Source organism: Frigidibacter sp. RF13 (genome assembly GCF_026626305.1).
In the GTDB taxonomy this organism is placed as follows: domain Bacteria; phylum Pseudomonadota; class Alphaproteobacteria; order Rhodobacterales; family Rhodobacteraceae; genus TMP-24.
The window spans coordinates 191244-214291 of the sequence record NZ_JAPNUE010000006.1; the positions used below are offsets into that span (position 1 = coordinate 191244).

The 23048-nt window shown below is 63.1% G+C and carries 19 protein-coding genes; 10 read left to right on the top strand and 9 right to left on the bottom strand.

Annotated elements, in window-relative coordinates; translation table 11 throughout:
- Positions 1-5 precede the first annotated feature (5 nt).
- Entirely contained in the window at positions 6-1151 is a 1146-nt protein-coding gene (locus tag OU426_RS13335; RefSeq protein WP_267634519.1) for a phosphoserine transaminase, read from the bottom strand.
- 214 nt (positions 1152-1365) lie between these two features.
- Here OU426_RS13335 and serB point away from each other — a divergent pair, with 214 nt between their 5' ends.
- Together serB and OU426_RS13345 are read left to right on the top strand one after the other, a co-directional pair.
- A complete protein-coding gene (gene serB, locus OU426_RS13340) occupies positions 1366-2238 on the top strand; it encodes a phosphoserine phosphatase SerB (RefSeq protein WP_267634520.1) in 873 nt (290 codons plus the stop codon).
- Between the two features lie 24 nt (positions 2239-2262).
- The gene (locus tag OU426_RS13345) at positions 2263-3021 is read left to right on the top strand and encodes a TSUP family transporter (protein WP_267634521.1); all 759 of its coding nucleotides are present in this window, start codon (positions 2263-2265) and stop codon (positions 3019-3021) included.
- Between the two features lie 190 nt (positions 3022-3211).
- Here the strand turns inward: OU426_RS13345 and rpoC are convergent, their stop codons facing one another.
- The 8 genes from rpoC to secE all read right to left on the bottom strand — a co-directional run bounded on the left by rpoC (position 3212) and on the right by secE (position 15275).
- Complete coding sequence (gene rpoC / locus OU426_RS13350) at positions 3212-7453, bottom strand: DNA-directed RNA polymerase subunit beta' (RefSeq protein WP_267634522.1); 4242 nt, start codon at positions 7451-7453, stop codon at positions 3212-3214.
- Between the two features lie 54 nt (positions 7454-7507).
- Positions 7508-11644 (bottom strand): DNA-directed RNA polymerase subunit beta, encoded by a 4137-nt coding sequence (gene rpoB, locus OU426_RS13355; protein ID WP_267634523.1) that lies wholly within the window; start codon positions 11642-11644, stop codon positions 7508-7510.
- Between the two features lie 248 nt (positions 11645-11892).
- Positions 11893-12270 carry a 50S ribosomal protein L7/L12 gene (rplL, locus tag OU426_RS13360; RefSeq protein ID WP_267634524.1) on the bottom strand — a complete coding sequence of 126 codons (378 nt, stop codon included), beginning with the start codon at positions 12268-12270 and terminating at the stop codon, positions 11893-11895.
- Between the two features lie 67 nt (positions 12271-12337).
- Positions 12338-12853, bottom strand: a complete 516-nt coding sequence (gene rplJ / locus OU426_RS13365) for a 50S ribosomal protein L10 (RefSeq protein WP_267634525.1) — start codon at positions 12851-12853, stop codon at positions 12338-12340.
- Positions 12854-13111: 258 nt separating this feature from the next.
- On the bottom strand, positions 13112-13810 hold the full coding sequence (gene rplA / locus OU426_RS13370) for a 50S ribosomal protein L1 (RefSeq protein WP_267634526.1): 699 nt from the start codon (positions 13808-13810) through the stop codon (positions 13112-13114).
- Between the two features lie 3 nt (positions 13811-13813).
- A complete protein-coding gene (gene rplK, locus OU426_RS13375; RefSeq protein ID WP_267634527.1) occupies positions 13814-14266 on the bottom strand; it encodes a 50S ribosomal protein L11 in 453 nt (150 codons plus the stop codon).
- 87 nt (positions 14267-14353) lie between these two features.
- Complete coding sequence (gene nusG, locus OU426_RS13380) at positions 14354-14887, bottom strand: transcription termination/antitermination protein NusG (RefSeq protein WP_267634528.1); 534 nt, start codon at positions 14885-14887, stop codon at positions 14354-14356.
- Between the two features lie 196 nt (positions 14888-15083).
- Positions 15084-15275, bottom strand: a complete 192-nt coding sequence (gene secE, locus OU426_RS13385; RefSeq protein WP_267634529.1) for a preprotein translocase subunit SecE — start codon at positions 15273-15275, stop codon at positions 15084-15086.
- A 184-nt stretch (positions 15276-15459) separates the two neighbouring features.
- Between secE and OU426_RS13390 the strand changes: the two genes are divergently transcribed.
- From OU426_RS13390 to fusA, 8 genes are all read left to right on the top strand, one after another.
- Positions 15460-16347, top strand: coding sequence for a DMT family transporter (locus OU426_RS13390; protein WP_267634530.1), 888 nt, complete (start codon positions 15460-15462; stop codon positions 16345-16347).
- 85 nt (positions 16348-16432) lie between these two features.
- The gene (locus tag OU426_RS13395; RefSeq protein ID WP_267634531.1) at positions 16433-17158 is read left to right on the top strand and encodes a glycosyltransferase family 2 protein; all 726 of its coding nucleotides are present in this window, start codon (positions 16433-16435) and stop codon (positions 17156-17158) included.
- A gap of 22 nt (positions 17159-17180) precedes the next feature.
- Entirely contained in the window at positions 17181-17471 is a 291-nt protein-coding gene (locus OU426_RS13400) for a lipid-A-disaccharide synthase N-terminal domain-containing protein (protein ID WP_420712601.1), read from the top strand.
- Positions 17468-18901 carry an ArnT family glycosyltransferase gene (locus OU426_RS13405; RefSeq protein WP_267634532.1) on the top strand — a complete coding sequence of 478 codons (1434 nt, stop codon included), beginning with the start codon at positions 17468-17470 and terminating at the stop codon, positions 18899-18901. Before OU426_RS13400 ends, OU426_RS13405 begins: the two co-directional genes overlap by 4 nt.
- Positions 18901-19602, top strand: coding sequence for a phosphatase PAP2 family protein (locus tag OU426_RS13410; RefSeq protein WP_267634533.1), 702 nt, complete (start codon positions 18901-18903; stop codon positions 19600-19602). The genes OU426_RS13405 and OU426_RS13410 overlap by 1 nt, the downstream gene beginning before the upstream one ends.
- A 295-nt stretch (positions 19603-19897) precedes the next feature.
- Positions 19898-20269 (top strand): 30S ribosomal protein S12, encoded by a 372-nt coding sequence (gene rpsL / locus OU426_RS13415; RefSeq protein WP_107674699.1) that lies wholly within the window; start codon positions 19898-19900, stop codon positions 20267-20269.
- Positions 20270-20281: 12 nt separating this feature from the next.
- Positions 20282-20752: a 30S ribosomal protein S7 gene (rpsG, locus tag OU426_RS13420; protein ID WP_267634534.1), complete on the top strand. Its 471-nt coding sequence runs from the start codon at positions 20282-20284 to the stop codon at positions 20750-20752.
- Between the two features lie 24 nt (positions 20753-20776).
- Positions 20777-22894 (top strand): elongation factor G, encoded by a 2118-nt coding sequence (gene fusA / locus OU426_RS13425; RefSeq protein WP_267634535.1) that lies wholly within the window; start codon positions 20777-20779, stop codon positions 22892-22894.
- Positions 22895-23048 lie beyond the last annotated feature (154 nt).

Genomic DNA, 23048 nt, shown 5'->3' on the forward strand with positions numbered 1-23048 from the left:
GAGCGTTACTGGGCGGAGAGTTCGGCTTCAAAAGCCCATTCGATCCAGGGCATCAGGGCAGCGACATCTGAAGTTTCGACCGTCGCCCCGCACCAGATGCGGAGGCCGGCGGGCGCGTCACGGTAGGCACCGGCGTCGAGCGCCACGCCTTCCTTTTCCAGCCGTTTCGCAACCGCCTTGGCGAAGGTGGCGCCGTCCCTGATGCGGGGATCGGTGAACTTCAGGCAGACCGAGGTGGTCGAGCCGGTCGCCGGGTCTTCGGCCAGATCGGCGATCCAGCCCTTGCCCGCGATGAAGCTGCGCACCGCGCCTGCGTTTGCGTCGCAGCGCGCAATCAGCGCCTTCAGCCCGCCGAGGTCCTTCGCCCATTTCAGTGTCACGAGGTAATCCTCGACGGCGAGCATCGAGGGCGTGTTGATCGTCTCGCCCTCGAAAATCCCTTCGATCAGCTTGCCGCCCTTGGTCAGGCGGAAGATCTTCGGCATCGGCCAGGCGGGCGTGTGGCTTTCCAGCCGCTCGACCGCGCGGGGGGAGAGGATCAGCATGCCGTGCGCGCCTTCGCCGCCCAGCACCTTCTGCCAGCTGAAGGTCACGACATCGAGCTTGTCGAAGGGCAGGTCCATCGCGAAGGCGGCCGAGGTCGCGTCGCAGATCGTCAGGCCCTTGCGGTCAGAGGGGATCAAGTCGCCGTTTGGCAGACGCACGCCGCTCGTCGTGCCGTTCCAGGTGAAGACAACGTCCTTGTCGAAGTCGACGGTCGCGAAATCGACGATCCGGCCGTAGTCGGCCTTTTTCACGCTGGCAACGAGTTTCAGCTGCTTGACGATATCGGTTGCCCAGCCTTCGCCGAAGCTCTCCCAGGCCAGAACCTCGACGCCGCGCGGGCCGAGAAGCGACCAGAGCGCCATTTCCACGGCGCCGGTGTCGGAGGCGGGAACGATGCCGATCCGGTAGTCCGCGGGCACCTCAAGCACCTCGCGGGTCAGCTCGATCGCCTCTTTCAGCTTGGCCTTGCCGACGGCTGCGCGATGCGAGCGGCCAAGGGGCGCGTCTGCAAGCATGTCGAGGGAAAAGCCGGGGATCTTGGCGCAGGGGCCGGAAGAGAAGCGCGCGTTAACCGGGCGCACAGCCGGTTTGGTCAGGTCCGTCATGGTATCCTTCCAGATATATGCCCTTCGTTGGGGAAGGGTGTCCCGCCGCCACGCTTACGGGGCGTCACGGGTAGGCGCAAGCGGAAAATGTGTCGCATTTCGCCGCTTTATCGTACGAAAGCGACATCTCACGTTCCATTGCCGGAGAATGGGCGCTGGAAACTCGTCGGTGCCCGTGCTTTACCGCGACCACCGAAAGCCTTCAGGACGCCCGATGTTCACCGCGACGCTTCTTGCCAGCCCCGCCAGCGCCAACCTCGACCGCGCGACCGTCGAATCCCTTCGCGACGCTTGGGGCGGCGGCATGGCGCATTGGCTGAATCCCGGGATCGCTGCCGAATTCCCGCTGGCCGAGGTGCCGAACAACCTCTGGCAGGTCTGGGAGGGGTTGCAGGGGCTCGGGGTCGACTTGGTGGTTCAAAAGACCGAAGGGCGGCGGAAGAAGATGCTTTTGGCCGACATGGATTCGACGATGATCGGGCAGGAGTGCATTGACGAACTCGGCGCAAAGGCCGGCTTCGGCGAACGGATCGCGGCGATCACGGCGCGGGCGATGAATGGCGAGCTGAATTTCGAGGAAGCGCTGATCGAGCGGGTGGGCCTGATGAAAGGCCTTGCTACGTCGGTCATCGGCGAGGTTCTGGCCGAACGGATCACCTACACGCCGGGCGGTGCCACGCTTATTGCGACGATGAAACGCGAGGGCGGATATGCGGCGCTCGTCTCGGGCGGGTTCACCGCCTTCACCGGTCCGGTCGCCGCGCATCTCGGCTTTGACGAGAACCGCGCCAATCTGCTTCTGGAAGAGGGTGGCAGGTTGACCGGCGATGTGGCCCGCCCGATCCTCGGGCGCGAGGCGAAGGTTCAGGCGCTGCACGAGATTTCGGCGCGCCTGGGCCTGACGGCGGACGATGTCATCGCGGTGGGCGACGGCGCAAACGACCTTGGCATGCTGGGGATCGCGGGGGCGGGCGTGGCGCTGCACGCGAAACCCTCGGTCGCGGCCGAGTGCGATATCCGCATCAACCACGGCGACCTGACGGCGCTTCTCTACATTCAGGGCTATGCGGCGGCCGAGTTCGCCTGACGCGCCTAGGGTGCAGGAGATGTCATGTTCGAAGTCACGCTGTCCATCGCGCTTCTCCTCCTCGTCGCGGCTTTCTTCGCCGGGCTGATCGATTCGATCGCCGGGGGCGGGGGGTTGATCACCGTGCCGGCGCTGTTGCTGGCCGGTATCCCGCCGGTGCAGGCGCTGGCGACGAACAAGGTACAGGGCGCCTTCGGGGCAGGCACGGCGGCGCTTGCCTACGCGCGCAAAGGCCATGTCGATCTGCGGGCGCAGCAGCTGCCAGCGCTTCTCTCTTTCGCGGCAGCTTTCGCGGGCTCCCGCCTCGTGCCCTACATCCCGACCGAGGCCTTTCGGCTGATCCTGCCCGTGATCCTGATCGGGGTCGCGGCCTTTTTCGCACTGAAACCGGGCCTGAGCGATGCCGACCGCCACCGGCGACTGTCGCCCGCCCTCTTCACCGCCCTCTTCGTGCCGCTGATCGCGCTTTACGACGGGCTGGTGGGGCCGGGGACCGGGTCGTTCTTCATGATCGGTTTCGTGCTTCTGGCGGGGCATGGCGTGCTGAAGGGCACGGCCCATACGAAGCTTCTGAACTTCGCCTCGAATGTCGGCTCTCTCGCCGCCTTCGCGCTTCTCGGCGCACCGCTCTGGAAACTTGGCCTCGCCATGGGGCTTGTCCAGATCGCAGGCGCGCAGGTCGGCGCGCATCTCGCGATGAGGAACGGCGCGGGGCTGATCAAGCCGCTTCTCGTCGTCACCTCGACCGCGATGGCACTGAGGCTCATCTGGCAGATGCTCTGACGCCCGGAAACCTTCAAAGTTTCCGGCACGATTTCTTTTCAAGAAATCGTTTCCCCCGGCCTGCATCCAATCACGGGAAAACCATTGTCCCGTCGCGCAAGACCGCGCGGCGTCAGCGAACCCGGCTGAGGGCGCCACAAAGAAAAACCCCCGCCATTGGCGGGGGTTTCGATCTTCAGTGCAGGGCCGATCAATCGCGGCTTTCGAGGCTTTCGGCCAGTGCAGCGCTTTCGTCGATCTCGGGCACATCCTCGATCGGGGCAGCGAGGGCCACGGCCTGTTCGGCCTCGGTGCGGCGCTGTTCGATCACTTCCAGATCGCGGTCGTGGGCGATCTTCTTGACGCGGCTCGTCGCCCCGCCGGTGCCCGCCGGAATGAGGCGGCCGACGATGACGTTTTCCTTCAGGCCGACAAGCGTGTCGCGCTTGCCCTGCACGGCGGCCTCGGTGAGGACGCGGGTGGTTTCCTGGAAGGATGCGGCCGAGATGAACGAACGGGTCTGAAGCGAGGCCTTGGTGATCCCGAGGAGCACCGGCTCGCCATTGGCGGGACGACCGCCGCGGGCGATGACCTTGGCGTTTTCTTCGTCGAACTCCTGCTTGTCGACATGCTCGCCCTTCAGAAGCGTCGTCTCTCCGCTGTCAAGGATCTCGATCTTCTGCAGCATCTGGCGGACGATCACCTCGATGTGCTTGTCGTTGATCTTCACGCCCTGCAGTCGATAGACGTCCTGCACCTCGTCGATGAGGTAGTCGGCCAGCGCCTCGATCCCCATGATCCGCAGGATGTCGTGCGGGGCAGGGTTGCCGTCCATGATATAGTCGCCCTTCTGGACATGGTCACCTTCCTGAACCGGAATGTGCTTGCCCTTGGGCACCATGTACTCGACCGGCTGCAGGCTTTCGTCCACAGGCTCGATCGTGATGCGGCGCTTGTTCTTGTAGTCCTTGCCGAAGCGGACATAGCCCTCGATCTCGGCGATGATGGCGTGGTCCTTCGGACGGCGCGCTTCGAAGAGTTCCGCCACGCGGGGAAGACCCCCGGTGATGTCCTTGGTCTTCGCACCTTCGCGCGGGATACGCGCGACCACGTCACCGGCCTTGATCTCCTGCCCGTCCTCGACCGACAGGATCGCGTCGACCGACATCGTATAGGAGACCGGGTTGCCCTGGTCGTTACGCATCGGTTCGCCCGTCGCCGGATCCATCACGATGATTTCCGGCTTCAGATCGTTGCCCTTGGGCGCAGTGCGCCAATCGGTCACGATCTTCTGGGTCATGCCGGTCGCATCGTCGGTCACTTCGCGCACGGCGATGCCCGAGATCAGGTCGACGAACTTCGCCACACCGGCCTTTTCGGCGATGATCGGCAGGGTGTAGGGGTCCCATTCGAAGAGTTTCGCGCCGCGCTTGACGGTCGCGCCATCCTTCACATGGACCTTGGCACCATAGCTGACCTTGTAGGTCGCGCGTTCCTGGCCCGCCTCGTCGATGATCGCGATCTGCATCGAGCGGCCCATCACGACCTGCTCGCCATTGTCATTGGCAAGAAGCATCGCATTGCGGAACTCGACACGGCCTTCCTGGCTCGCTTCCTGGAACGACTGCTGGCCGCCCTGGGCGATGCCGCCGATGTGGAAGGTCCGCATCGTCAGCTGCGTACCCGGTTCGCCGATCGACTGCGCCGCGATGATGCCCACCGCTTCGCCCTGGTTGACGAGCGTGCCGCGTGCAAGGTCGCGGCCGTAGCACATGGCGCAGACGCCTTCCTCGGCTTCGCAGGTCAGCGCCGAGCGGATGCGGACCGAGGCGACGCCAGCGGTTTCGATCTTGTCGGCTTTGCGTTCGTCGATCAGCTCGTTCTTGGCGACGATCACCTCTTCGGTGCCTGGCACGCAGACATCGTCGGCGGCGACACGGCCGAGCACACGCTCGGAGAGCGGCGCCACGACCTCACCGTCGTTGACCGCGGCCGAGGCCGTGATCGCGCGTTCGGTGCCGCAATCATGCATGCGGATGATGCAGTCCTGCGCCACGTCCACCAGACGGCGGGTCAGGTAGCCCGAGTTCGCCGTCTTCAGCGCGGTGTCGGCCAGACCCTTCCGGGCGCCATGGGTCGAGTTGAAATATTCAAGAACGGTCAGACCTTCCTTGAAGTTCGAGATGATCGGCGTCTCGATGATCTCGCCCGACGGCTTGGCCATCAGGCCGCGCATACCGCCAAGCTGCTTCATCTGCGCGGGCGAACCCCGCGCACCGGAGTGCGACATCATGTAGACCGAGTTCGGTTCCTTCTCGGCCCCGGCGTCATCCTTACGGACAGCCGAGATTTCCGCCATCATCGCGTTCGCGACGGCGTCGGAGCATTTCGACCAGGCATCGACAACCTTGTTGTACTTTTCGCCCTGAGTGATCAGGCCGTCCATGTACTGCTGCTCGAATTCCTTCACCTGATCCTGGACGTCGCCGACGATCTTCCATTTCGATTCCGGGATGACCATGTCGTCCTTGCCGAACGAGATGCCGGCCCGGAAGGCTTCGCGGAAGCCGAGACCCATGATCTGGTCGCAGAAGATGACCGACTCTTTCTGGCCGCAGTAGCGGTAGACGGTGTCGATGACGTTCTGCACATCCTTCTTCCGCAGAAGTCGGTTCACCAGTTCGAACGGCGCCTTGGCGTTCTTCGGCAGAAGCGCGCCAAGCCGCATGCGGCCGGGCGTCGTTTCATACCGCTTGACCACTTCGTTGCCTTCGGCATCGATCTGGGTGATCCGCGCAGTGATCTTGGCGTGCAGGTGCACTTCACCGGCGTTCAGCGCATGTTCGACCTCTTCGACCGAGGCGAACTTCATGCCTTCGCCCTGCATCCCCTCGCGCATCATCGAGGTGTAGTAGAGGCCAAGAACCATGTCCTGCGACGGAACGATGATCGGCGCGCCGTTGGCGGGCGAGAGCACGTTGTTCGTCGACATCATCAGGACGCGCGCTTCCAGCTGGGCTTCCAGCGAAAGCGGCACATGGACGGCCATCTGGTCGCCGTCGAAGTCGGCGTTGAAGGCCGAGCAGACGAGCGGGTGCAGCTGAATCGCCTTGCCTTCGATCAGGATCGGCTCGAACGCCTGGATGCCCAGACGGTGCAGCGTCGGCGCGCGGTTCAGAAGGACCGGATGTTCGCGGATGACTTCATCCAGAATATCCCAGACCTCGGGGCGCTCTTTCTCCACAAGCTTCTTCGCTTGCTTGACGGTCGAGGACAGGCCCTTCGCTTCAAGCCGCGAGTAGATGAACGGCTTGAAGAGTTCGAGCGCCATCTTCTTCGGCAGGCCGCACTGGTGCAGCTTCAGTTCCGGGCCGGTCACGATGACCGAACGGCCGGAGAAGTCGACGCGCTTGCCGAGAAGGTTCTGACGGAAGCGACCCTGCTTGCCCTTCAGCATGTCGGACAGCGACTTCAGCGGACGCTTGTTGGCCCCCGTGATGACGCGGCCGCGACGGCCGTTGTCGAACAGCGCATCGACCGATTCCTGCAGCATCCGCTTTTCGTTGCGGACGATGATGTCGGGCGCGCGCAGTTCAATGAGCCGCTTCAGGCGGTTGTTGCGGTTGATGACCCGGCGGTAGAGGTCGTTGAGGTCCGAGGTCGCGAAGCGGCCACCATCGAGTGGCACCAGCGGGCGCAGTTCCGGCGGGATGACCGGAACGACGGTCAGCACCATCCACTCCGGGCGGTTGCCGGATTCGAGGAAGGATTCAACGATTTTCAGCCGCTTGATGATCTTCTTGGGCTTCAGTTCGCCGGTGGCTTCCTTCAACTCCTCGCGCAGCTGTTCCGCGGTCGCCTCTAGGTCGATCGCGGCCAGCATCTCGCGGATCGCTTCCGCGCCGATGTTCGCCGTGAAAGCGTCGGCGCCGAACTGGTCCTGCGCGTCGAGGAATTCCTCTTCGGTCAGAAGCTGACCGTAGGACAGATCGGTCAGACCCGGTTCGATGACGACATAGTTTTCGAAGTAAAGGATGCGTTCCAAATCGCGCAGCGTCATGTCGAGCATCAGGCCGATGCGCGAGGGCAGCGATTTCAGGAACCAGATATGGGCAACGGGCGCGGCCAGTTCGATATGGCCCATGCGCTCGCGCCGCACCTTCTGGAGCGTAACCTCAACGCCGCATTTCTCGCAGACGACGCCGCGATATTTCATGCGCTTGTATTTGCCGCAGAGGCATTCGTAGTCCTTGATCGGCCCGAAGATGCGGGCGCAGAAAAGACCGTCACGCTCCGGCTTGAAGGTCCGGTAGTTGATGGTCTCGGGCTTTTTGATTTCCCCGTAGGACCACGACAGGATGCGCTCTGGCGAGGCGAGCGAGATCTTGATCTCGTCGAACGCCTTCGGCGCGGCCAGCGGGTTGAACGGGTTGGTCGAGAGTTCCTGGTTCATTTTCAAATCCTTGAAAGGGCGCGGGGGGTGAGGGTAGGCGGGGGAGACCCCGCCTTATTCCTCGACCTCCGCATCCAGGAGTTCCATGTTGAGGCCGAGGCCCCTGACTTCCTTGACGAGAACGTTGAACGATTCCGGCACGCCGGCCTCGAAATTGTCCTCGCCCTTGACGATCGCCTCGTAGACCTTGGTCCGGCCCGCCACATCGTCCGACTTGACGGTGAGCATTTCCTGCAGCGTATAGGCGGCGCCGTAGGCTTCCAGTGCCCAGACCTCCATCTCCCCGAAGCGCTGGCCACCGAACTGCGCCTTACCACCGAGCGGCTGCTGGGTGACGAGCGAGTAGGGGCCGGTAGACCGGGCGTGGATCTTGTCGTCGACGAGGTGGTGAAGCTTCAGAAGATACTTCACGCCAACGGTGACCTTGCGCTGGAACTTCTCGCCGGTGCGGCCGTCGAAGAGATCCGACTGACCGGAGAGGTCGAAGCCCGCACGCTTCAGCGCATCGTTCACGTCCGCTTCCTTGGCACCGTCGAAGACCGGGGTCGCGAGCGGCACGCCGCGGCGTACGGTTTCGGCGCGATCCACGAGGTCGTCATCGGCAAGTGCACCGAAGCCTTCCTCGTAGGCATCATCGCCATAGCCGTGACGCAGGGCGTCCTTCACCGGCGTCAGGTCGCCCGAGCGGCGATAGTCCTGCAGCGCGTCGTCGATCCGGAGCCCGAGGCCGCGCGAGGCCCAGCCCATGTGGGTTTCCAGGATCTGACCGACGTTCATCCGCGACGGCACGCCCAAGGGGTTCAGCACCATGTCGACGGGGGTGCCGTCGGCAAGGAAAGGCATGTCCTCCATCGGGACGACCTTCGACACGACACCCTTGTTGCCGTGACGACCGGCCATCTTGTCGCCCGGCTGCAGCTTGCGCTTCACCGCGACGAAGACCTTGACCATCTTCATCACGCCCGGAGGCAGGTCGTCGCCACGGCGGACCTTTTCGACCTTGTCCTCGAATCGGTGCTCAAGCGCGCGCTTCTGCGCCTCGAACTGGGCGTTGAGCGCTTCGACATTCTGGGCGTCCTGCTCCTCACCGAGGGCAAGCTGCCACCACTGGCCACGCGACAGCGATTCCAGCAGGTCGGCGTCGATCACCGCACCGGACTTGATGCCTTTCGGGCCTTTGACCGCGGTCTTGCCAAGGATCATCGACTTCAGACGCGCGTAGATGTTGCGCTCAAGGATCGCCTGTTCGTCGTCGCGGTCACGCGCCAGACGTTCGACTTCCTCACGCTCGATCTGCAGCGCGCGTTCGTCCTTGTCCACACCGTGACGGTTGAAGACGCGAACCTCCACGACCGTGCCGAAATCACCCGGCGGCAGACGCAGCGAGGTGTCGCGGACGTCGGACGCCTTTTCACCGAAGATGGCGCGGAGGAGTTTCTCTTCCGGCGTCATCGGGCTTTCGCCCTTCGGCGTGATCTTGCCCACGAGAATGTCGCCCGGGCCCACTTCGGCGCCGATATAGACAATGCCCGCCTCGTCGAGGTTGCGCAGGGCTTCCTCGCCGACATTCGGGATGTCGCGGGTGATCTCTTCCGGCCCGAGCTTCGTGTCGCGGGCGGCGACTTCATGTTCCTCGATATGGATCGAGGTGAAGACGTCGTCGCGCACGATGCGCTCGGAGATCAGGATCGAGTCTTCGTAGTTGTAGCCGTTCCAGGGCATGAAGGCGACGATGACGTTCTTGCCGAGCGCCAGTTCCCCCATGTCGGTGGACGGGCCGTCGGCGATCACCTCGTTCTTCGTGACCCGGTCGCCCACCTTCACCAGAGGCTTCTGGTTGATGCAGGTCGACTGGTTCGAGCGCTGAAACTTGCGCAGACGGTAGATGTCGACGCCGGCGTCACCCAGTTCAAGGTCCTCGGTGGCGCGCACGACGATACGGGTCGCATCGACCTGGTCGATGATGCCGCCACGCTTCGCCATGATCGCGGCGCCCGAATCCTGGGCCACCACGGCCTCGATCCCGGTGCCGACGAAGGGCGCGTCCGCCTGCAGAAGCGGAACCGCCTGACGCTGCATGTTCGAACCCATCAGCGCGCGGTTGGCGTCGTCATTTTCCAGGAACGGGATGAGCGAGGCGGCGACGGAAACGAGCTGCTTCGGCGAGACGTCGATCAGGTCCACCTGTTCGCGGGGCGCGAGCGTATATTCGCCCGACTGACGGGTCGAGACGAGCTCGTTCACGAACTGGCCCTGGGCGTCGAGGTCGGCGTTGGCCTGCGCCACGGTATGGCGCATTTCCTCGGTCGCCGACATGTATTGCACGTCGTCAGTGACCTTGCCATTCGTGACCTTGCGGTAGGGGGTCTCGATGAAGCCGTACTTGTTCACCCGCGCGAAGGTGGCGAGCGAGTTGATCAAACCGATATTCGGGCCTTCCGGCGTTTCAATGGGGCACATCCGGCCGTAGTGGGTCGGGTGAACGTCGCGCACCTCGAAGCCCGCGCGTTCGCGGGTCAGACCGCCCGGCCCGAGGGCCGAGAGACGGCGCTTGTGGGTGACTTCCGACAGCGGGTTGGTCTGGTCCATGAACTGCGACAGCTGCGAGGAGCCGAAGAATTCGCGCACCGCCGCTGCCGCCGGTTTGGCGTTGATCAGATCCTGCGGCATGACCGTGTCGATCTCGACCGAGGACATGCGTTCCTTGATCGCGCGTTCCATGCGCAGAAGGCCGACGCGATACTGGTTTTCCATCAGTTCGCCGACCGAGCGCACCCGGCGGTTGCCGAGATGGTCGATATCGTCGATCTCGCCCTTGCCGTCGCGCAGTTCAACCAGCGCCTTCACGCAGGCGATGATGTCGTCGCGGTCGAGCGTGCGCTGGGTGTCGGGCTTGCCGAGGTCGAGGCGCATGTTCATCTTCACCCGGCCGACGGCCGAGAGGTCATAACGCTCCTTGTCGAAGAAGAGCGTGTCGAAGAGCTGGCTTGCCGCTTCGACGGTGGGCGGCTCGCCCGGGCGCATCACGCGGTAGATGTCCATGAGCGCGCCATCGCGGCCCATGTTCTTGTCCGCCGCCATCGTGTTGCGGATGTAGGGGCCGACGTTGATGTTGTCGATGTCGAGCACAGGAATCGTCGCGATGCCGTTGTCGAGAAGCACCTTCAGCGTGCCGCCCGAGACGTCGCCGTCCTTGTCGAGCGTCTGGGTGATCTCGTCCCCCGCTTCGACATAGATCGCGCCGGTGTCTTCATTGATGATGTCCTTGGCGACATAGCGGCCGAGGATATGGTCGTAGGGCACCAGAAGCTCGGTGATCTTGCCGTCTTCGACCCATTTCTTGACCATGCGCGGGGTGACTTTGTCACCGGCCTTGCAGATCACTTCGCCGGTCGCGGCATCCACGAGGTCATAGGTCGGACGGGTGCCGCGCACCCGCTCGGGGAAGAATTTGGTGACCCAGCCCTTGTTCTTCACGAGCTTGAAGTCGACCGTGTTATAGTAGGCATCCATGATGCCTTCCTGGTCGAGGCCAAGCGCATAGAGAAGCGTCGTCACCGGCAGCTTCCGGCGGCGGTCGATGCGGGCGAAGACGATGTCCTTGGCGTCAAACTCGAAATCCAGCCAGGAGCCGCGGTAGGGAATGATCCGGCAGGCGAACAGCAGCTTGCCCGAGGAATGGGTCTTGCCCTTGTCATGGTCGAAGAAGACGCCGGGCGAACGGTGCATCTGGGACACGATGACCCGCTCGGTGCCATTGACGATGAACGTGCCGTTGGGCGTCATCAGAGGCATGTCGCCCATGTAGACGTCCTGTTCCTTGATGTCCTTCACGGACTTGGCGCCGGTGGTTTCGTCCACATCGAACACGATGAGGCGCAGCGTCACCTTCAGCGGCGCCGAATAGGTCATGTCGCGGGTCTGGCATTCCTCGACGTCGTACTTCGGCTTCTCGAGCTCGTACTTCACGAATTCGAGGATCGCATTCTCGTTGAAGTCCTTGATCGGGAAGACCGACTGGAAAACGCCCTGAATCCCTTCGCCGTCCGCGGCCTTCGGGCCATCGCCCGAGCGCAGGAAGAGGTCATAGGAGGATTTCTGAACCTCGATGAGGTTCGGCATTTCCAGAACTTCGCGGATCTTGCCGTAGTAGCGGCGGATACGTTTCTGGCCAACGGTCGCTTGCGACATGCTCGTCGTTACCTTTCGTCTTTTTCGCGGGTGCGTCTCCGTCGGGGTCACGGAGGCGCGCCGCATGCGAACGGGCGGATCGGTTCAATTCATGCCCCCCGTCCCAAAGGGAGGCTCCCGAACCTTTGATCCGGCCTTGGAAGGGGCGGGCGATGGCACGCCCCTTCCAAGACGGGATCGGCTGGACCCGCATTCCTGCGGGCCCAGCCTTTGAAATCGCGGGCGGGGTCCGAAAACCCCGGCCTTGATTACTTGAGCTCGACCTTGGCGCCAGCCGCTTCGAGCTTCTTCTTGATGTCCTCGGCTTCGGCCTTCGGAGCACCTTCCTTGACCTTGCCGCCGGCTTCCACGAGGTCCTTGGCTTCTTTCAGGCCAAGACCGGTGATGCCGCGAACTTCCTTGATCACGTTGATCTTGTTCGCGCCAGCGTCGGTCAGGACGACGTCGAAGTCGGTCTTTTCCTCAGCCGCTTCAGCAGCGCCAGCAGCCGGACCAGCCGCCATCATGACAGCGCCGCCAGCGGCGGGCTCGATGCCGTACTTGTCCTTGAGGATGGTTTTCAGTTCTTGCGCCTGAAGAAGGGTCAGACCGACGATTTCTTCGGCGAGTTTGTTCAGATCAGCCATTTCTCTGTTCCGTTCTAAGTTAGGGTTCCAACGTCAGGGTAACAACCCCACGAAGGCAATCAGTTGCTCACGCCGCCTGGCGTTCCTCGATGGTCGAGAGGATGCCCGCGATGTTCGAAGCAGGCGCGCCAATGGCCCCGGCGATGTTCGATGCAGGTGCGCCGATGCAAGACACGATCTGAGCGATGAGCTCTTCGCGCGACGGCATCGAGGCAACGGCTTTGACACCGGCCTGGTCCAGAGCCGCATTGCCCATAGCACCACCAAGGATAACGAACTTGTCGTTTGCCTTGGCGTACTTTTCCGCGACCTTGGCAGCTGCCACGGGGTCTTCGGAATAGGCCAACACGGTCATGCCCGTGAGAAGCGTGCCGATGCTTGCGCAGGGCTTGCCTTCCAGGGCGATCTTGGCGAGCTTGTTCTTGGCGACGCGGACGGACCCACCCGCTTCACGCATGCTTGCGCGCAGGTCCTGCATCTGAGCAACCGTCATGCCTTCGTAGTGGGCAACCACCACAACGCCAGAGCTTTCAAAGATCTGGCCGAGTTCCTCGACCATTTTCTCTTTTTGCGCTCTATCCACGGTTTCACTCCAAGTATGGGGGTTTCCCCCCGGCTCTCATTTGCCCCCGATCGTCTGGGGGCGTTCGGGTCCGTGATGGTCCCGAGGCCATGACCGCCCGAGGCTTCAGCCCCGGTAAATCCGTCTCGTTTCCCATCTCAGGAAGGAATTATGGGACGCCTTTATCAGGTTGGCCCCACCCTCCGTCTCGGACAGGACAGGGCCCTTTCAGGCCCTGCCATTCGCCGGGTTTCGAGGCCCCGGCAAATTCTTGTGCGCTCAGTGCGCGGTCGCCGACGCGAGGTCGAGCGAGACGCCCGGACCCATGGTCGAGGAAAGCGACACTTTCTTCAGGTAGGTGCCTTTCGCGCCCGAGGGCTTGGCTTTCGACACTGCATCGACAAAGGCGCGGATGTTCTGGGCGAGCTTTGCCTCGTCGAACGACACCTTGCCGACGCCAGCGTGGATCACGCCCGCTTTTTCGACCTTGAACTGCACCTCGCCGCCCTTGGCGCCTTCGACGGCCGCTTTCACGTCCATCGTCACGGTGCCGACCTTGGGGTTCGGCATCAGGTTGCGGGGCCCGAGGATCTTACCCAGACGGCCGACGAGCGGCATCATGTCGGGGGTGGCGATGCAGCGGTCGAACTCGATCTTGCCGGACTGGATCGTTTCCATCAGGTCTTCGGCGCCGACGATGTCAGCCCCTGCGGCCTTGGCTTCGTCAGCCTTGCCACCACGGGCAAAGACGGCGACACGGACGGTCTTGCCCGTGCCGTTCGGCAGGGCGACGACGCCGCGGACCATCTGGTCGGCGTGACGGGGATCGACGCCGAGGTTCATCGCGATTTCGACGGTTTCGTCGAATTTCGCCGATGCGGCACCCTTGATCAGTTTGACGGCATCCTCGACCGAGAGGTTCGACTTGCCTTCGAAGGCGGCGTTGGCCGCTTTGATACGCTTACCAAGCTTGGCCATGACTTACCCCTTCACCTCGATGCCGCAGGACTTGGCCGAGCCGAGGATGATCTTCATCGCGGCTTCGACGTCGTTTGCGGACAGGTCCTTCATCTTGGCTTCGGCGATCTGGCGCACCTGGGCGGCCGTCACGGTGCCAGCGACGACGCGGCCCGGCTTTTCCGACCCTTTGGGGCGGTTGCGCTTGCCCACCGGCTTCAGGCCAGCGGCCTTCTTCAGGTAGTAGGAGGCCGGGGCGGTCTTCATCTCGAACGAGAAGGACTTGTCGGCGTAATAGGTGATCACGGTCGGGACGGGCGAACCCGGTTCCATTTCCTGCGTCTTGGCGTTGAACGCCTTGCAGAATTCCATGATGTTGATGCCGCGCTGACCGAGCGCGGGACCGATCGGCGGCGACGGGTTGGCTTGCCCCGCCTTCACTTGCAGCTTGAGCTGCCCAACGACTTTCTTGGCCATCTGGCCTTCTCCTTTTCACACGCCCCAAAACAGGGCCTTGCTTAGTGGTCCGGCTTCGGCGCTGCCTCAGCCTCCCACGACCTCACGTCAGGCGCCTTTCGACACCTGGGTGAATTCCAGTTCAACGGGCGTCGGGCGCCCGAAGATCGAGACGGTGACCTTGAGGCGGCTGTGCGCCTCGTCCACTTCCTCGACCATGCCCGAGAAGCCCTCGAACGGGCCGTCGGACACTTTGACATTCTCGCCGATCTCGAACCGGATCAGGTTCCGCGGCTGTTCGGTGTTTTCCTGAGCGCGCTTCAGGATCCCGTTCACTTCGGCATCGCGCATCGGCATCGGCTTGCCTTGCGGGCCAAGGAAGCCCGTCACGCGGTTGATCGACGTGATCAGGTGATAGCCACGGTCGGTCATGTCCATGTGGACAAGCACGTAGCCGGGCATGAAGCGGCGTTCGGACGTCACCTTTTTCCCACGACGAACCTCGATGACCTCTTCGGTCGGCACGAGAACCTCGTCGATCTCTTCCTCAAGGCCTTTCTCGGCCACGGCATGCTTGATCTGTTCGGCGACTTTCTTCTCGAAGTTCGAGAGTACGCTCACCGAATACCACCGCTTCGCCATCTGCCCCAGACCTCGCTCGACCGACGATCTTCCGCCGGATTATTCCAATCAATTCAGCGGGTTAACCCGCTACCGCCCCGAACAAAAACAGCGCGCATGCCGAATCGCTGCGCGCCGGTTCCGGGAAAGTCCTGCTCCTCTAGCGGCTAAGTCGCTGGAATTCAAGCCGCCGAAGACCTTTCCGGTGCCGGGCGCCTTATCCGGCCATCCCGAGGATCGCCCGCAAACCACCCTGGATGACCATATCAACCAGGAAGAAGAAGACCGAGGTGATCGCCGCCATGATGAAGACCATGATGGTGGTGGTGACCACTTCGCGACGGGTCGGCCAGACGACCTTGGCCACTTCGGTGCGCACCTGCTGGAGGAACAGAAGGGGATTGGCCATGGCTTTGCGTCTTTCTCGTGGTTTTCGCGACCCGAGGGCAGATACGCCCGCCGCGCGATGAATTCAAGCCCGGGCTTTATTCGCCGCGAGGGCCGCCCGGATGCTTGCCATTGTCCGGCGAAGCGGATTAGCTCGCCCGGCCGACCTCACTTCCGGGCCTCGGTGCTTTCCTTTCGGGTGTCTCATGGCGGTTTCCGACAATCTGCGCGGCGCGGCACTCATGTGTGCGGCGATGGTCGCCTTCACGGTCAATGACACATTCATGAAGGCGGTGACGGTTGACCTGCCGGTGCTGCAGGCCATCGCGATGCGCGGGGTGGTCACTTCTGTCTTTCTTCTGGCCATCGCCTGGCGGGCAGGCGCCTTCGCGGCCTGGCCCGGCAGGGCGGACCGCTTCTGGCTTGCGATGCGGACCCTGGGCGAGGTGCTGGGCACGCTTACCTTCCTTTTCGCGCTGAAGCACATGCCCATCGCAAACCTATCGGCGATCCTGCAGTTCCTGCCGCTTGCGGTGACGCTGGCGGCGGCGGTCTTTCTTGGCACCCCGGTCGGCTGGCGGCGGCTGACGGCGATCCTGATCGGCTTTGCGGGCGTGATGATGATCATCCGGCCGGGGACAGAGGCCTTCGACCGCTGGTCGCTGCTCGGGGTGGTTTCGGTCGCCTGCGTGGTCTTGCGCGACATCGCGACGCGGAAGCTGTCGGCGGAAGTGCCGTCGCCGCTCGTGGCACTTGCGGCGGCGCTGTCGGTGGGGCTCAGCGCGGGGCTTCTCCTGCCCTTCACCGGCGTCGTGGCCGTTTCGGCTGTCCAGCTGGCGCAGGTCGCGGGTGCGGCTGCCTTCCTGATCGTCGGCTATCTGACCGTGGTAATGACGATGCGCGTAGGCGACATTTCGGTCATCGCGCCCTTCCGTTATGTCTCGCTCGTCGCGGCGATCCTTCTCGGCTGGGCGGCGTTCGGCGAGTTCCCCGACCGCTGGACGCTGTCCGGGTCCGCCATCGTCGTCGCGACCGGCATCTATACATTCCTGCGCGAGCGGCGGCTGGCGCAACAGGCGGAGACGCGCCCCTAGACCCGAAGTTCACGGCGCGCCGCATTTACAATCAGGGGGGGCTCTAGTAGCACGGAGCCGAATTCCAAAGCTGGACGCAGGCCCGATGGTCGCCCTTTCAATCGTCATTCCCGCCAAGAACGAGGCCGGAAACCTGCCCGCGCTGCTTGATGGCATCGCGGCTGCCTGCGCGGGCGTGGAGCATGAGGTGATCGTGGTCGATGACGGCTCGACCGATGACAGTATCGCCATGCTGACCGCACGGATCGCGGGACAGGGGAACCTGAGGCTTCTGCGCCATGACCGGTCAGGCGGGCAAAGCGCTGCGGTTCATTCCGGTGTCAGGGCGGCGCGCGGGCCCGTGATCTGCACGCTCGACGCCGATGGCCAGAACCCGCCGGACAATCTGCCGAACCTCTTCGCGCCGCTGTTCGCGGACGGGTCCGAGGCGGTCGGTCTGGTGGCGGGCCAGCGTGTTGGCCGCCGCGATACATTGTCGAAACGCTGGGCATCGAAATTCGCCAACTGGCTGCGCTCCCGCATGCTGAAGGACGGCACCCGCGACACGGGCTGCGGGCTGAAGGCCTTCCGCCGCGAGGCCTTTCTGGCGCTTCCCTATTTCGACCATATGCACCGCTATCTGCCCGCGCTTTTCTCGCGCGATGGTTGGGAGGTGCGCCACGTCGACGTGACCCATCAGGCGCGCGGCGCGGGGCGGTCGAACTACAACAATCTTCAGCGCGGCCTTGTCGGTGCGGTCGATCTTTTTGGCGTGATGTGGCTCATCCGTCGCAAGAAGAAGGCGCGCGCGACGGAAGTCGCGGGAAAGTAGGAGAGCGGCCTTGGAAAAACTCATGGCGCTCATGCATGTCGACAACAGGGCAGAACTGCTCTGGGTCGCGTTCGGGCTTTTCGGCCAGCTGATGTTTACCGGACGGTTCCTTGTGCAGTGGATCGCATCGGAAAGGGCCAAGCGTTCGGTCGTGCCGGTGATGTTTTGGTATTTCTCGCTTGCGGGCGGGGTGATCCTTCTCAGCTATGCGATCTATCGCAAGGATCCGGTCTTCATTCTCGGCCAGTCTCTCGGTGTCTTCATCTATCTGCGAAACCTCTGGCTGATCCGTCAGTCGGGAGAAGCCGCGTGACGCAGGCCCGAGGCTGGTTCGGCCCGGCGCTATCGATTGTCGTCGCTGTGACGTTGGCGCGGCTCGTGCTTCTGGCTTTCAACCGCGCCGATCTTTTCGTCGATGAAAGTCAGTACTGGCTTTGGGGCCAGAACCTCGATCTCGGCTATTATTCAAAGCCGCCGCTGATCGGCTGGCTGATCCGCGCGGTCACCGACCTTGCGGGCAACGACAGCCCCTTCTGGGTACGGATGCCGGGCGCGGTGCTGCATGCTGTGACGGCACTTCTTCTGGCGCTGGCGGCGGAGCGACTTGCAGGGCCCCGCGCCGCCTTCTGGACGGCGGTCAGCTACGCGACCCTGCCGTTCGTTGCCGTCGGTTCGCTTCTGATCTCTACTGATACAGTGATGGCGCCCTTCTATGCGCTCGCGCTTCTTGCCTGGCTCAGGCTGATGGACAGTCGCACACCCGGTTGGGCGCTGACCGCTGGGGCGGCGATCGGCGCGGCATTCCTAGCCAAATATGCGGCGATCTATTTTCTTCTGGGGGTCGCGCTCGCGGCTGGCCTGACGCGCGAGGGGCGGATCGGCTGGAAGAATGCGCTTCTGCTTCTCGCCGCCTTCGGGCTGGTGATTTCGCCGAACGTGGTCTGGAACCTCACTCATGATCTGACGACGGTCAGCCATACGATGGACAATGTCGGCTGGGTGCGGAGCGATGCACCCGCCTCGTCCCTCAATCCCGCTGGACTTGCCGAATTCTTCTTCAGCCAGTTTGCCGTCTTTGGCCCGGTCCTCTTTGCTACGCTCCTTATTTCTTATGTGTCCGGCTGGCGCGTGGGCGGAACCGAGAGGGCGCTGGTTCTCGCCTCTCTGCCGCCGCTTCTGGTGGTTTCGGTCCAGGCCTTGATGGAAAAGGCCTATGCCAACTGGGCGCTTGCAGCCTATTTCGCGGGGTGTCTTCTGGTTGTGCCCTCCCTCGTGCGGCGGTGGCCCCGGCTTCTGCCCGCATCCGTCGCGGTCAATGGCACGATTGCCATCCTGCTTCCGGTGCTGACCGCGCTTGCGCCCTGGCCCGAGAGGGACGGCGCGCCACTTATGAAGCGCTATCTCGGCCGGGCGGAACTGAGCCGGGAAATCATCGCGGTGGCGAGAGCGGAGGGCGTGGGCCTGATCTATGCCGACGATCGCGACATACTGGCCGATCTTTTCTACACCGGTGAGGGGCAGGGCCTTGCCTTCGCCGCGCCGCGCCCGACGGGACGGCCGCGCAACTATTATGAACAGATATATCCGCTGCCGCAGGATCATGGGCGGATGCTCGCAGTGATTGCGGCAGCGCCGGTCTGTGATGGCGGCATTCTGGCGCCCTTGCGCGCGTTCGATCTTTCGGGCGGCGCCTATGCCGGGCGGACACTGGCGGCCTATCTGGTGCCCGAGGGGTGCCTGTGATGATGCTCACCCACCGGACAAGATGGCTCGACCTTCTTGCCGCGCTGGTTCTCGCCGCGCTGATCTTCACGCTCTGGCCGGGGCTGGACCTCTGGTTTACCAGCCTCTTCTATGCGCCCGGCGCGGGCTTTCCGCTCGCGCGCATCGCAGCCCTCGAAGCCGCGCGGAATGTGGTCTGGGACCTGTCGATAGCGCTCTGGCTTCTGTCAGTGATCGGGCTCGCGCTGGCGCTGTTCGGTCGGCAGTTGGCCGGGGTCGGCGCGCGGGTCTGGGGGTTCGTCTTCAGCCTCTATCTTCTGGGGCCGGGGCTGCTGGTCAATGGTCTCCTGAAACAGCACTGGGGCAGGGCCCGCCCTGCCGATGTGACCGAATTCGGCGGCGCCCTAAACTTCACACCTGCGCTGATTCCCTCCGACCAGTGCAGCAGCAACTGTTCCTTCGTTTCCGGAGAGGGATCGGCGGCTGTCGTTCTCGGGATCGCGCTTCTGACGTTGCGTCCGGCGCTTGCCGGAAGGCTGCCGGGCTGGGCGCTTCGACCATGGGGAGCGGCGGCGGTTCTGCTGCCGGTTGCTGCACTCTTGCAGAGAATTGCGACCGGGCGCCATTTTCTGTCAGATTCGGTCTTCGCGGCTCTCTTCATGTGTCTTCTGGCACTGATCCTCGCCGCGCTGATCCGGCTTCGCGACGCGCCTCGCAGCTAGACACCGAAGCCGCGCTACAGGCTCTGGGGGTCTTGTTGACATCCCCTGCGACTCCTCCTATACGGCGCGCACCTGACCGGGGGCGAAGTGTGTCTGCGGACAGGGATCAAAACTGAAGTGGTCACGATCCGGGCCAAAAGCCTCGATCCTCTGGAATTCCACCGCGTCGCCCCCGCGAAGGGGACGAATGCGGTTTTGGTGTTTTGCGGACGCGCAGGGCACGACATGACGAAAGCCCCCGGAAAACGGCGTGGACGCGCGCACGTTGAACGGGTTGCAACATAGGGCGAGATTAATGCCGACGATCCAACAGCTGATCCGCAAGCCGCGGGAAGCGAATGCAAGAAAGTCCAAGTCGCAGCACTTGGAAAGCTGCCCGCAGAAGCGCGGTGTCTGCACACGGGTCTACACCACGACCCCGAAGAAGCCGAACTCCGCTATGCGTAAGGTGGCTAAGGTTCGTCTGACGAACGGCTTCGAAGTCATCAGCTATATCCCCGGTGAAAAGCACAACCTTCAGGAACACTCCGTCGTCCTGATCCGTGGCGGCCGGGTGAAAGACCTTCCGGGCGTCCGTTACCACATCCTGCGCGGTGTCCTCGATACCCAGGGTGTCAAAGATCGTCGTCAGCGTCGTTCGAAGTACGGCGCCAAGCGTCCGAAATAAGGAGAGAGCGCCATGTCGCGTCGTCACGCCGCTGAAAAGCGCGAAATTCTGCCCGATGCCAAGTACGGCGACCGGGTCCTGACCAAGTTCATGAACAACCTGATGGTCGACGGCAAGAAATCCGTCGCCGAGACCATCGTCTATTCGGCGCTGACCCGCGTCGAGGGCAAGCTGAAGCGCCCGCCGGTGGATGCGTTCCACGAGGCGCTCGAAAATGTGAAGCCGTCGCTCGAGGTCCGCTCGCGCCGCGTTGGTGGTGCGACCTACCAGGTTCCGGTCGAAGTTCGTCCCGAGCGCCGCGAGGCGCTGGCGATCCGTTGGCTGATCACCGCCGCCAAGAACCGTAACGAGAACACGATGGAAGAGCGCCTTGCAGGCGAGCTTCTCGATGCCGTGAACTCGCGCGGTTCGGCCGTCAAGAAACGCGAAGACACCCACAAGATGGCCGACGCCAACAAAGCGTTCAGCCATTACCGCTGGTAATACGGCCAGCCGAGGACAGATAAAATGGCACGCGAATATCCGCTTAATCTTTACCGTAACTTCGGGATCATGGCCCACATCGACGCGGGCAAGACCACGACGACGGAACGGATCCTCTACTACACCGGCAAGTCCCACAAGATCGGCGAGGTGCATGATGGCGCCGCGACGATGGACTGGATGGAGCAGGAGCAGGAGCGTGGCATCACGATCACCTCGGCTGCCACCACCACTTTCTGGGAACGGACCGAGGACGGCAAGAACCCCCTGTCGCCGAAGCACCGTTTCAACATCATCGACACCCCCGGCCACGTGGACTTCACCATCGAGGTCGAGCGTTCGCTCGCCGTTCTCGACGGCGCGGTCTGCCTTCTTGACGCCAACGCCGGCGTCGAGCCGCAGACTGAAACCGTCTGGCGCCAGGCCGACCGCTACAAGGTGCCGCGCATCGTCTTCGTCAACAAGATGGACAAGATCGGTGCCGACTTCTTCAAATGCGTGAAGATGATCAAGGACCGCACCGGCGCGACCCCTGCACCGATCGCGCTGCCGATCGGCGCCGAGGACAAGCTCGAGGGCATCATCGACCTCGTGACCATGCAGGAATGGGTCTACCAGGGTGAAGACCTTGGCGCCTCCTGGGTCATCCAGGACATCCGCGACAGCCTGAAGGCGGAAGCCGAAGAATGGCGCGGCAAGCTCATCGAACTTGCTGTCGAGCAGGACGATGATGCGATGATGGCCTACCTAGAAGGCGAGGAGCCCGATGTCGAAACCCTGCGCAAGCTGATCCGCAAGGGCACGCTCGCCATGGCCTTCGTTCCGGTCACCGCGGGTTCTGCGTTCAAGAACAAGGGCGTCCAGCCGGTTCTGAACTCGGTCATCGACTATCTGCCCTCGCCGCTCGACGTGCCGGCCTACATGGGCTTTGCCCCGGGCGACGAGACGGAAGAGCGTAACATCCCGCGGTCGGCCGACGACAAGCAGCCCTTCGCGGGCCTCGCGTTCAAGATCATGAACGACCCGTTCGTGGGTTCGCTCACCTTCACCCGGATCTATTCGGGCGTCCTGAAGAAGGGCGACCAGATGGTCAACTCCACGAAGGGCCGCAAGGAACGCGTGGGCCGGATGATGATGATGCACGCCATCAACCGCGAGGAAATCGACGAAGCCTTCGCGGGCGACATCATCGCGCTCGCCGGTCTCAAGGAAACCACCACGGGCGACACGCTCTGCGATCCGTCGAACCAGGTGGTTCTCGAAACCATGACCTTCCCCGAGCCGGTGATCGAGATCGCCGTCGAGCCGAAGTCGAAGGCCGACCAGGAAAAGATGGGCCTCGCGCTCGCGCGTCTGGCCGCCGAAGACCCGTCCTTCCGCGTCGAGACCGATCTGGAATCGGGTCAGACGATCATGAAGGGCATGGGCGAACTTCACCTCGACATTCTCGTCGACCGGATGAAGCGCGAATTCAAGGTCGAGGCGAACATCGGTGCGCCGCAGGTGGCCTACCGCGAGACCATCTCGCGCGAAGCCGAGATCGACTATACCCACAAGAAACAGACCGGCGGTACGGGCCAGTTCGCCCGCGTCAAGCTGGTCATCACTCCGGTCGAACCGGGTGTGGGCTATTCGTTCGAATCGAAGATCGTCGGCGGCGCGGTGCCGAAGGAGTATATCCCCGGCGTCGAAAAGGGCATCAAGTCTGTGATGGACTCGGGTCCGCTCGCGGGCTTCCCGGTCATCGACTTCAAGGTGGCGCTGATCGACGGTGCCTTCCATGACGTCGACTCGTCGGTTCTCGCCTTCGAAATCGCCTCGCGGGCTGCGATGCGTGACGGTCTGAAGAAGGCCGGCGCGAAGCTGCTCGAACCGATCATGAAGGTCGAGGTGGTGACGCCGGAAGAATATACCGGTGGCATCATCGGTGACCTGACCTCGCGTCGGGGCATGGTGCAGGGCCAGGACACGCGCGGCAACGCCAACGTGATCAACGCCTTCGTGCCGCTTGCGAACATGTTCGGCTACATCAACAACCTGCGCTCGATGTCCTCGGGTCGCGCCGTCTTCACCATGATCTTCGATCACTATGAAGCGGTCCCGCAGAACATCTCTGACGAGATCCAAAAGAAGTACGCATGACGTGGTGGGCGGTTCGCCCACCCTACCAGAAGTAGGGTGCGTGTCCGGCACGCACCACCACAATCAAGGAGGCCAAAATGGCGAAGGCAAAGTTTGAACGTAACAAGCCGCACGTTAACGTCGGCACGATCGGGCACGTTGACCACGGCAAGAC